Genomic DNA, 12,045 nt, shown 5'->3' on the forward strand with positions numbered 1-12,045 from the left:
TCTACTGAGAGATTCAGGACAAATTTAGTACTCGCCTAAGACCTGACCATCGTTGATACGTGTTAGTAATGCATAGGTGTCCTTATCCATGTTTTCGGTGAGAAAACGCACGGATCCATCACCCAGCAAAACATGAATCCCACCTTCGTGAACGCTGGAAGCCACGTTTACATGATGTCTGTTGTCTGCAGTGGTCCCGGAACTTGTCATTCCCGGTACATGCACAGGGCCATTAATGTGGTAGCGTGCATTGTTGATATGGTTGGCATCGATATTGGGGTGATTGACGGCGAATGTACCATGCCGTCTATAGCCAGCCCAGATAGGGGTGTAGGCATCATCGGTACGCCCGTTGATGGCACCTTCGCAAACGGAAATTGTGTTGCTGAGACCATCTTTGACATCTTTGATTTTTGCGGCTCCATTGAAACCAAACATGCCTCGATAGCGGATTCCGGTTTTTCCTGATGCCAAATTACTGGAGCTCGTTTGATAGGCAGACCAGATCGATCCACCGGGCCATCCATTACTATGGCCACCAGCACAAAACAGATAATTTGTTCTGGCATGGTCTGCAAAGTAGTTTGTTGTATCCGTTCTCACTTCAATCGTCTCACCATCATCAGAAGGGCAAAGAAGCACGGGCAGGATTGTCTTTACCAGATCGCTATTTGCATTCGGCCATCCACCTGCGACGCCGGTCCAGTTATAAGTACCATCAAACTGGCCATTGGTGGCGATATTAAAATTGAACTGATTGTAAAGTGGAGCTTGGTCCATAAAAGGGAGTAACATCAGCCAAGCGGTATGATTTAACGCGAGAGTCTGATTGGTAACATTGGAGCTTCCGGCATTGTCCGTTCCCAATGGGAAGACGCGGTGAGTTTCATGATAATTGTGCAATGCCAGACCGATTTGTTTTAGATTGTTTTTACACGTGGATCTTCTGGCAGCTTCACGTGCCTGTTGGACTGCGGGTAACAAGAGAGCAATCAAAATTGCGATGATGGCAATCACCACCAGGAGTTCGATCAGGGTAAAACCCCGTTTTGCTGCAAGCCGTCTCATCTTTATCTCCAGATAGAAAGAATTTCGAGAAAGGAAAATAGAACTCGAACTCTCATCCTGATTTCAAATAGATAGAAAGCAGAAAGTGACACAGCACTTTAAAGAAATAAACAAAAGCGTACGTTCCTAAGTCTTCATCTTGATATGCTGGGTACTCATTTCATGATAAGAGTACGAAATCTCAACTTTGTCACAGTATATAAATGCCAGAATTGGCAGATAATTTAGCTACAGAACAATATAAGGCGAAAGACTGCTCGGATATGTAAGGAATTAAACTCTATTAAAACCAAACAAGTAATTTGTCAATACGACAAAATAGGAAACACTTTTTAGTATCAAGCTTCAGCTGCTACGCAAGAAGAGTATCGTCCTGAGTGATTTATGTTTATAAAAATTCACAATTTTCTAAAAATGTTGGTAGACATCGAAAGATTGAACCCGAGAAGCGACCCGTGGTATTGAAGAAAATAAGTTTCTCAGACAATTTTTTAACTTTTGATCGAGATGACGTAAAAAAGCCAGCTGCTTCAGGTTAAGAAGCAGCTGGCTAAGTAAAAGAGTGACAAGTAGATAATAGATGAGCGAGGCCCATAAGCTAGAAGCGTGTGTCAATCACTTATTCTGGCGGCAGAGCCAGGGAATCCTCATCTCCGACTTCGACAGGAGTTTCACTTTCATCAGGAGCGCCTTTGGAGCTCCCGGTACAAGCTGTTATTGAAAATAGAAATACAAGACTTAAGCAAAACGGCAGCATCTTGTGAAACGGTTTCACAATGTTCTCCTTTGACGTAACCAACAGATAATGAATTACTTAGAGCTGAGACTAAAAATTAATACACGGAGCCCCTGAATGGGAACCAGATTGAATTAATACTCGCCTAAGACTTCGCTATCGTTGATACGTGTCAGTAGTGCGTAGGTGTTTTTATCCATGTTTTCGCTGAGGAACCGTACGGAGCCATCTCCCATCAAAACATGAATTCCCCCTTCGTGAACACTGGAGGCAACGCCCACATGATGACGTCTATCGGCAGTGGAACCGGAACTTGTCATTCCGGGTACATGCAGAGGGCCATTGATGTGGTACCGTGCATTATTGATGTGATTGGCATCAATATTGGGGTGGTTCACAGCGAAGGTGCCATAGCGACGATACCCGGCCCAGATCGGCGTATATGCATCGTTAGTGCGGCCATTGATGGCGCCTTCACAGACAGCGATTGTTGTACTGGTTCCGTCTTTGACATCCTTGATTTTGGCTGCCCCGTTGTAACCAAACATACCCCGGTAACGAATGCCGGTGCGTCCGTCAGCCAGATTACTGGCACTGGTTTGGTAGATTGACCAAAGTCTCCCGCCAGACCATCCATTACCATGCCCGCCAGCGCAGAACAGGTAATTGGTTCTCGCATGATTGGCAATATAGTTGGCTGCGTCAGTCCTGACTTCGATCGTCTCCCCATCATCAGACGGGCAAAGCAGAACGGGTAGAATCGTCTGGACCAGGGAACTATTGGCATTCGGCCATCCTCCAGCGACTCCTGTAATCGAATTGGGAGTGGAACTCGAAGGGGAGCCAAAATGCCCATTGGTGGCAATGCTCAAATTGAGCTGGTTGTAAAGCGGTGCCTGATCCATATAAGGCAGTAACATCAACCAGCCAGTGTGATTTAATGCCAGCGTCGGTTGGGGATTGACGTCGACGAAGTTGCCACTCCCAACATTATTTGCACCAATCGGAAAGACACGGTGACTGTCATGGTAGTTGTGTAGTGCCAGGCCAATCTGTTTCAGATTATTCTTGCACGTCGATCGACGGGCTGCTTCGCGTGCCTGTTGCACAGCTGGTAAAAGTAGGGCAATCAAAATCGCGATGATGGCGATTACCACCAGGAGCTCGATCAGGGTAAAACCCCGTTTTCTTGTGAGCCGTCTCATCTTCACCTCCGGAAAAATAGAGAAATAAGAGAAATGATGACCATCTCGAACTCTCATCCGGCTCTCAAGCGAAGTGAATATGAAAATGCACACAGCATTTATAGATGCAAACAAAGAAGAAACCGTGCGCAAACAAATTTCAGTTAGCTGTAAAGAGCGACTAATTTAAAAGATAAGAGAACGAAATTTGTACTTAACGACGAATTAACTGCCAGAACTGACAGAGAAATATTCACATTTTTTAATGGCGAAAGCCTGTTCGATTTGTTGCATTAAGAAACTTCATTAAAAGACAAAATATTAATTTGTCAATAATTTAATTGGAGTAATACTGAATTTCTCAGGTTCTATTATTCTACGAAACACATATCTACTGACATGTTTTATGTTTAAGTGAACCAATTGTTTTACAGATATATTTGAGGAATTTGCCTCATGGATTAATGCGATTCTTGTCAGTGATTGTCATCGTTGAGGTGCCAGACAGGTAAATCAAATGGACAAACGGGTGTTGATTCGGTTCATAAGAAATTAAAATAAAACTACTTAGATCAACTTGTGATGTGAGTTTTGTTACCATTCAATCAGGGTACTGTTAATTAAAGATCGAACAATTACAGCGCGATCTGATCTCATCAGATCATTTGTAAGAGGAGAGTGAAATGAAATTCGTGATTTCCTGGAAGCGGTTGTTACTCTTTTCTGCTTCGATTGGTCTTTGCAGTCAAAGCAGCCTCTTTGCTGACGAAAAAGCTCGGGACGCTCTCCCTGCAACTGCCCCAGTACAACGTGTCCTGAATCTGCCACCCACAGACAATAATCCACGCAACAGCGAAGGTGACTTTATTACTCTCAAGGATGGGCGGATTCTTTTTGTGTATACGCACTTTACCGGCGGCGCCGCCGATCACTCCTCGGCTTATCTGGCTGGTCGCTATTCGTCAGACGGTGGCAAAACATGGACAGCTTACGACCAGACAATTATTGAAAATGACGGCAAACAGAATATTATGTCAGTCTCGCTACTGCGGTTGCAATCTGGTCAGATTGCTTTGTTCTACGCGCGTAAAAACTCGATTCACGATTTAATTCCCGTGATGCGACTCAGTAACGATGAAGGAGCACACTGGAGTGCCCCCGTAGACATTATTCCTGCAGAGCAGGTGGGCTACTATGTTCTGAATAATGACCGGGTCATCCAATTAAAAAATGGCCGCATTGTGATTCCTCTGGCATTGCATCAAAATCTGAAGGGCTCTGATCGCTTCAATCCCGGTGCTCGTTTTTTGTGTTACTACTCAGACGATAGTGGCAAGACCTGGCAGCGCGGCGAAGAAGTCGCCGTCGAAAAACAGCCGGGCGATAGACAACCCTATATGCAGGAGCCCGGAATTGTCGAACTCAAAGATGGTAGACTGATGGGATTCTGCCGTACCAATGGTGGCAGTCAATTTGTTGCGTATTCACAGGATGGCGGCAAGTCATTTTCAGAACTCAAGCCATCTGAGATCATTTCGCCGGTTTCCCCTGCTTCGATTGAGCGTATCCCTGCGACAGGTGATTTACTGTTGGTCTGGAATAATCATCGAGGGATTGACCCACAACGACGTGGTAAGCGAACACCATTGACCATCGCGATCTCTAAAGACGAAGGCAAAACCTGGCAACAAATTCGTAATCTCGAAACCAACCCGAATGGCTGGTATTGCTATACCGCGATCGAATTCACAAAAGACGGTGTTCTGCTTGGACACTGCGCCGGTGACCGCACCAAAAATAACGGGTTAGCAGAATCCCAAATCACGTTCATTCCATTATCGGTGATTTACGAAAAGTAATGTGTATCTTATCAGGCGGGCAATCAGGGAACGTCCTGGATCGAGCCTCAGATTTCGTGATCTAAGGAAAATCGCTTGAATTGTCTATGGCATTATAGGAGACTCAGTGGAAAGCGCTTTTTCGAATTTTGCCTGCCGAATTGCTTTGGAGCGATTTTATGAGCCCGTCTTCACTCTCCCGACGTCAGTTTCTCGCAACCGCGATGGCCACTGGAATCGGTTCTGTTACTGCCAGGCAACTTGCCGCCGAAAAACTTCCTGCCGTCAAGCAGCCGCGGGCCACCGATGGCGACCAGCGATTCGAACCGAACTGGGATGAGCGGCTTTCAATTTCCGTCGGCACCAAAGCTGGTGACATTGTCGGCAGCGGTGATAAAGCATTGCAGGCCGCCATCGATTATATCGCCGGCAAAGGGGGCGGCACGGTTCGGATTTTACCAGGAACGTTCACGTTGCGAAATTCGCTGCATTTGCCTTCCCGGATTCGTCTTTTGGGAAGTGGGCCGGAAACGATCATTACCAAAGGCGCTTCTGAAACCGTTGCACTCTCGGAAGATTCTGACTGGTACGATCAGGAGATCACGCTCGAGAAATCAGCTGGATTTCAGGTGGGAGACGGCGTGGTATTGATCACGAAAAATCCCAACACGGGAAGTCAGGATGTGATTAAGCGCACGCTCGTGGCGCGATCAGGAAACCGCTTCAAATTGAATGACGGACTTCGTAAAAATCTCTGGCTCTCCGGCAAGCCGACGGCGTCATCTCTCTTTCCTCTCCTGACCAGTGAATATACGAAAAATGTGGTCATTGAAAATCTGACGCTGGATGGCAACCGAGAAAATAATACCAATCTGAATGGCAATTATGGCGGTTGTATTTTTCTGCAGGATTGCAATCGTTACTCCATTCGCAATGTGACCACGCGCAATTACAACGGCGACGGAATCAGCTTCCAGATCTGTCACGATGTGAAAGTCGAAAATTGCCGCAGTCACGACAATGCCGGTCTCGGCGTGCATCCGGGCTCCGGTTCACAGCGCCCTCTGATCAAAAACAGTCGCTTTGAAAACAATCATATCGGTCTGTTCTGGTGCTGGGGTGTGAAATACGGACTGGCGGAAAAGAATCAGATGACGGGAAACAACTTCGGTATTTCAATAGGTCATAATGATACTGATAACATCATGCGCGAGAATGTGATTTCCAATAGCGGAAAAGTAGGCATTCTGTTTCGCGATGACGCCCGCGGGAAAAACTTCTGGGCTAACCGTAATACGGTCGTTAAAAATCAAATTATCAACAGCGGCGCAGAACAGGGAGTCGCCATTGATATCACCGGTAAAACGTCTGATCTGATCATCACAGACAATACGATTGTCGAAAAGAGAATGCCCATGCAGCGCACGGGAATTCGTATTGGTCCAGACGCCGGAACCGTCAAGCTGGCCGACAATCAAATTCAAGGCTTTATGAAATCCATCGACGATCAACGCAAAAATACCTGATATGGTGGGAAACCTTCACGGCTCCCGTTCGCATTGGCTATTCTGCGGCGATTTCTTCCGACTTCATACATTTCCCGATTTGCTTCACCGCTTGTCGGAGACGTTGTGAGTTCTCGACAATCGCCATCCGCAGATAACCTTCTCCGTCTTCGCCAAACCCGCGACCGGGGCTGACCGCAACACCCCCTTCATCGAGCAGCTTCATGGCGAAATCGATCGATCCCATTTGAGCCCATGGTTCGGGAATCTTTGCCCAGACAAACATGCCCGCTTTGGGACGTTCGATTTCCCAGCCCAGTCGTTCTAAACCACTACAGAAAACATCCCGGCGATGTTGGTACTCCGCGGCGATGCTGTCGACGGCGGCTTCACAGTGCCGCATAGCGACGATCGCGGCAATCTGAACCGGCTGAAACAGACCGTAATCGTAGTAGCCTTTAATGGTCGAGAGAGCCCGCACCATTTCCGAATTACCCGAGCAAAAGCCGATGCGCCAGCCAGCCATGCTATAGCCCTTGCTCATCGTTGTGAATTCCACGCCGACCTCTGAAGCGCCGGGAGTCGCTAAAAAACTAGGGGCTTTGTAACCGTCGAAGCAAATGTCTGCGTAAGCGAAATCACTGATTACCAGAAAGGAATATTTACGAGCCAGGCGGACCAGTTCCACATAAAAGTCCTGCTCGATCACCGTGGCGCTCGGATTATGAGGGAAGTTCACCACCACCACGCGCGGTTTCGGGTAAAGATGCTCGCAGGTATAAGCGATATTCGAAAGAAACTGATCAGGCTCGCGGACGTCGAGTTCAATCACGTTCCCTGCAGCCAGCATCACCGCATAGACGTGAACGGGAAAAGAAGGGGACGGCACGATGGCTGTATCGCCGGGGCCCATCAGCGCCAGACACAGATGGCTGAAGCCTTCTTTGGAACCGATACAGGCGACAACTTCGGAATCAGGATCCAGCCTCACACCATATTTTTTCCAATACCGAGACGTCACTTCTTTTCTCAGGTTCGCAATTCCGTTGGCGACCGAATAACGGTGGTTCCGGGGATCAGCGACTGCTTCCGCCATCTTCTCCACAATCAGCGGATCAGGCGGATCGGTCGGATTGCCCATTCCCAGATCGATTACGTCAACACCCGCCACACGCTTCTGGTATTTCAGCTTGTTGATCTTTCCGAAAAGGTAGGGGGGTAAACGCTTTACTCTCTCTGCAACGGGGATGGTAAAACCATCGTCTGAAGAGGGAACTTCCGATTCGCCACGCATAATTGAAGCACTGCCTGTATAACAAGGAATATTTGTCGACTATCTATCGGCGGCTCTGTATCCGCTGCCTTCACATTGAGCAGAGGAAGCACGCCCGACTTAGACTATTTTACGCGATCGCTCTGAAAAATGCGCCTGCGGAATACGAGGATTTTTTCACAGACGGCTACAGAACATGAAAAAACGCGTGTCAGTAAACCAGGACTGACACGCGTTTTGGCTATCTGGTTCTCTATTTCAGAGAAATGAGCTTATCTACCAGGTTTGTTGAATCCCTGTGTCGGGTTAGGAATCGCTTGTTTCACCGGACCCTTCACGAAATTCGTGCCTGAAGTCTGGGAAACCCCACCGGTTGTGGTATTTGTGATATAGTTGTCCACCCGGGTTTCTTCTTTCAGTTTCTTAAACACGAGAGCAACCGCTTCCTGTGTTTGTTCTTCGAGCAATTGTTCCACCAACTGGTTTTTCACTTCGTTGATGTCAGTCACAACGGGTTCCGTACGGCCTTCACAGAACAGAATGGCATAGCGACTGGGGCCAATCTGAATGATCCCGGAAATCTCGCCTTCTTTCAGCTTGAAAGCAGCTTTCCAGAGGCTCTCATTGTCAGAGTATTGGGGAATCGGTTGAATGGCTCCACCCAGAGCACGGCTGTTAGGCTCGATGGATTTCTCACGGGCCTGGCGTTCAAAGTCATCCGGGTTTCGTTTGACGATATCCCAGGTTGTCTGAGCGCGGTGCAGGTTGTCCAGCATGATCATCCGGGCTTTCACACGTGGGCCGTAATCACGAATAAAGGCTTTCTGAACCTCTTCCTGAGTCAGGTTGGTTTGTTGACCGGCCAGTTTTCGTAACGCCAGCATCGGCCAGATGACATTGCGACGATACTGATTCGGATTCATTTTTCGTTCTGCCAGCAACATGTCATACCAGGTTTTGGTATCCAGATTGAAGCGTTTTGCGATCTTTTCGACTTCGGCGTGAACCTCAGCCTGCTCAACCACCACGCCTGCTTTCTGGCAAGCCTGTTGAATGATGGCCCGGTTCACAACGTTTTCCAGAACTTCTGGTCCATACAGAGCCAGGCATTCACGAGCCAGCTCATCTTCGGTGATCACGACACTGCCCACTTTTGCAACCGGCTGGCTGCGGAGCGTTGGTTGTGCACCGGAAAGTCGTACTGTACCGGCTTTTTTCTCTTCACCAGCAGCACCGTCTTTGGCATTGAAGGTCTGGAAGAAAAGAATGCCAGCGAAAAGAACCAGCCCTGTACCGGCTGCGAAAAAGATTATTTTTCGTTTCGAGTTTGTCTTGGCGTTGGTCGCATGCGGGTTTGGGGTTGGGTCGCCCATTGCTTAAAATCTCCATGTTTTGTATCCGACGCGAGGGGATCATGTGATTGCCTGAATTCAGCCCCACCAGCTTACATGCTGGATTCAACAATCCTTTGGGTCCTGGATTGTTGGGAAACCATTCCGGAACTGAACTGAATCAGCAGGTTCCGGAGTCACCAATCACGTTGATACTTAGTCGTCAGAAGATTTACGAAACTTCCTTGTCTCAAGCTCTACCATAAGAGCGCGGCGGGAATGTAAAACTTTCAACAAAACAGGTCAACAGCAATTTATAGAAGCGAAAATGTGTATACGTTTAGCCATGTTCCTGCAGGTCTTATTTGTCTGGAAATCAGCAAATATCAGGGTGTTTTTGCCGATTTCTTTGATCCAGGCCAGTTGCGATGCCGTTTCTAAAAAAAGTGCCCCTGTTTCAGAAAAATCTGAATCGGTCAGAAGACCAAAGGGTAGAGAAGCCATTAAATAAGTAAAACGGTTCCGATTTGAGAATTATCGGTGGGTCTGTGATCTCTTTGATTGCGGGCAAACTGAACAGCGGGTTACAATCAACGATGTGGCACGTTCGCTGCCCGCAATTCACTTTTGCACCATTCTCAAAACGCCAGATTCAACAAGCAGTCGTACTAAAAGAGGGGAAATCAATATGGGATTCTGGATGGATAAATTACGGGCCGAACTCATTGATATCATTGAGTGGATCGATGATTCGAAGCATGTCCTCACCTGGCGATTTCCCCGCTATCAGAATGAAATTAAAAATGGAGCCGAACTGATTGTGCGACCGGGCCAGATGGCGCTGTTCGTGCATCGTGGGCAAGTCGCCGATGTATTTGAGCCCGGACATTATCAGCTTACCACCGATAACCTGCCGATTTTAGGAACGCTGCAAGGCTGGAAGCATGGCTTCAATAGCCCGTTTCGTTCCGAAGTCTATTTTGTCAATACCACACAGATTACAGACCTGAAGTGGGGCACGCCTAATCCGATTATGCTTCGCGATCCGGAATTCGGTCCCATTCGGTTGCGCGCCTTTGGTAACTATTCGCTCAAAGCCAATGATCCACGGATTCTGGTTAAAGAACTCGTAGGCACCGATGGAGAGTTTCATTCGAATGAAATCAATGAACTGTTAAGGTCTATCATTCTCAGTTCGTTTGCCGATCTGATCGGCGAATCCAAATATGCTGCACTCGATCTCGCTTCCAAGTACACGGAAATTTCGACCGAGCTGAAAGCGATGGTCAATGAACGGATTGATGACGAATACGGCCTTGAAGTGCCACAGTTGCTGATTGTGAATATCTCGCTTCCGGAAACGGTCGAAAAAGCGTTGGATACGCGCACCAGCATGGGCGTCATCGGCGATATGAACCAGTTCCAGCAATATCAGATGGGACAGGCAATGTTGTCCGCCGCCGAGAACCCGTCCGGCGGAGGTGCCGCCGAAGGTATGGGGCTCGGTATGGGATTCGCGATGGCCAACCGCATGATGGGCGCGCCTGGTATGGGGGCACCCGGGCAGCCGGCGCCTCCACCACCACCGGCGGCCTGGCATATCGCCGTGAATGGTCAGTCGCAAGGTCCGTTCTCGCTGGATCAGATTTCACAGGGAATCGCCGGCGGTCAGATTTCAGGAACGACCCAGGTCTGGTCTGCAGGGATGGCGGGCTGGTTGCCTGCCAGTCAGGTGCCTCAGTTGGCTGGATATTTTCAGGCAGCAACACCCCCTCCACCCCCTCCAGCCGGTTAAGAGAGAGACTGATTTTAATTGATTGTATGAAGAGAGCCATTTTGATTTCGAGATTGAATTGCTGCCAACAACAGAATAACCAGAGGCTGGTGTTCGAGTGAGAGTCGCACATCTTATCACCCGGATGATCATTGGCGGTGCGCAGCAGAATACGCTCTATACGGTCGAAGATCAGTTTCGCGATTATCACGACGAAGTCTCGCTCCTGACCGGGCCGACCGAGGGACCCGAAGGAACGCTGATTCCCCGCGCAGAGCAGGGTGGTTTCGATTTACGAATCGTTCCTCATCTGACACGCAGCATCAGTCCGTGGAATGACTGGCGCGCGTATCGGGAACTGATTGCCGAACTCCGCGATTTCCAGCCCGATCTGGTACACACTCATAGTTCGAAAGCCGGCATTCTCGGACGGGCGGCCGCCTGGCATCTGAAACTGCCGACGGTGCATACGATTCATGGAGCCGCCTTTCACTTCGGCCAGTCTCCTGTGCATTATCACGCTTATATTGCTGCAGAAAAGTGGGCGGCCCGGCGCTGCGATCGGCTCATTAGTGTGTGTGATGCGATGACCGATCAATATGTGTCGGCTGGCATCGCCACTCGCGATCGCTACGACACCGTTTACAGCGGAATGGAAGTCGAGCCGTTTCTCACGCCGTCGCGCCCCCCGGAAGAGGTTCGCCGCGAGTTAGGTATTGCCCCCGAGCACATTGTCATCGGCAAAGTAGCGCGGCTGTTTCATTTGAAAGGACACAAGTATCTGATTGAAGCCGCCAAACAGGTCGTCGAAGCGCAGCCACAGGTTCGCTTTCTGCTGGTCGGTGATGGAATTCTCAGAGCGGAATTTGAACAACGTATCGCCGAGCTGGGGCTCTCAGAACATTTCATCTTCGCCGGTCTGGTGCCTCCCGAGCGGGTGCCGGAACTGATTCATGCGATGGATATCGTCGTGCATACCAGCGTCTGGGAAGGGCTGGCCCGCGTGCTGCCTCAAGGACTGATTGCCGGCAAACCGGTGGTTTCGTACGACGTGGATGGTGCCCGGGAGGTGGTGATTCCCGAGGAAACTGGCTATCTTCTGCCGCCCGAATCAATTGAACCACTCTCGCAGGCATTGATGGAACTTGCCGCAGATCCTGAAAAACGCCGTCGGTTTGGTCAGACGGGACGAGAACGATTCACCGATCAATTCCGCCACGAAACGATGACGCATCGTCTGCGCGAGATATATCAGCGAGTGCTTGACGAACGCAAGGAAAACAAGGCGTAAAAAAACGCAGGATAACAGAGAATCAGTCTGCTATCCTGCGTGTGA

General features: G+C 48.9%; 8 protein-coding genes. 4 read left to right on the forward strand and 4 right to left on the reverse strand.

Annotated features, from left to right (window positions below; translation table 11 throughout):
* Nucleotides 1–24 precede the first annotated feature (24 nt).
* Nucleotides 25–1,068 (reverse strand): DUF1559 domain-containing protein, encoded by a 1,044-nt coding sequence (locus tag Pan241w_RS01175; RefSeq protein WP_145209722.1) that lies wholly within the window; start codon nt 1,066–1,068, stop codon nt 25–27.
* A gap of 870 nt (nt 1,069–1,938) precedes the next feature.
* Nucleotides 1,939–3,009 carry a DUF1559 domain-containing protein gene (locus tag Pan241w_RS01180; protein WP_145209725.1) on the reverse strand — a complete coding sequence of 357 codons (1,071 nt, stop codon included), beginning with the start codon at nt 3,007–3,009 and terminating at the stop codon, nt 1,939–1,941.
* Between the two features lie 662 nt (nt 3,010–3,671).
* Between Pan241w_RS01180 and Pan241w_RS01185 the strand changes: the two genes are divergently transcribed.
* On the forward strand, nt 3,672–4,847 hold the full coding sequence (locus Pan241w_RS01185) for a sialidase family protein (protein WP_145209728.1): 1,176 nt from the start codon (nt 3,672–3,674) through the stop codon (nt 4,845–4,847).
* 158 nt (nt 4,848–5,005) lie between these two features.
* Nucleotides 5,006–6,352, forward strand: coding sequence for a right-handed parallel beta-helix repeat-containing protein (locus Pan241w_RS01190; protein WP_145209733.1), 1,347 nt, complete (start codon nt 5,006–5,008; stop codon nt 6,350–6,352).
* A 37-nt stretch (nt 6,353–6,389) separates the two neighbouring features.
* On the opposite strand, the gene Pan241w_RS01195 is transcribed toward Pan241w_RS01190, so the two are convergent.
* On the reverse strand, nt 6,390–7,625 hold the full coding sequence (locus Pan241w_RS01195) for an aminotransferase class I/II-fold pyridoxal phosphate-dependent enzyme (RefSeq protein ID WP_145209736.1): 1,236 nt from the start codon (nt 7,623–7,625) through the stop codon (nt 6,390–6,392).
* A 251-nt stretch (nt 7,626–7,876) separates the two neighbouring features.
* The gene (locus Pan241w_RS01200) at nt 7,877–8,977 is read right to left on the reverse strand and encodes a peptidylprolyl isomerase (RefSeq protein ID WP_145209739.1); all 1,101 of its coding nucleotides are present in this window, start codon (nt 8,975–8,977) and stop codon (nt 7,877–7,879) included.
* A gap of 646 nt (nt 8,978–9,623) precedes the next feature.
* Here Pan241w_RS01200 and Pan241w_RS01205 point away from each other — a divergent pair.
* The gene (locus Pan241w_RS01205) at nt 9,624–10,730 is read left to right on the forward strand and encodes an SPFH domain-containing protein (protein ID WP_145209742.1); all 1,107 of its coding nucleotides are present in this window, start codon (nt 9,624–9,626) and stop codon (nt 10,728–10,730) included.
* A 97-nt stretch (nt 10,731–10,827) separates the two neighbouring features.
* The gene (locus Pan241w_RS01210) at nt 10,828–12,000 is read left to right on the forward strand and encodes a glycosyltransferase family 4 protein (RefSeq protein ID WP_145209744.1); all 1,173 of its coding nucleotides are present in this window, start codon (nt 10,828–10,830) and stop codon (nt 11,998–12,000) included.
* Nucleotides 12,001–12,045: the final 45 nt, after the last annotated feature.

The organism is Gimesia alba (genome assembly GCF_007744675.1).
In the GTDB taxonomy this organism is placed as follows: Bacteria; Planctomycetota; Planctomycetia; order Planctomycetales; family Planctomycetaceae; genus Gimesia; species Gimesia alba.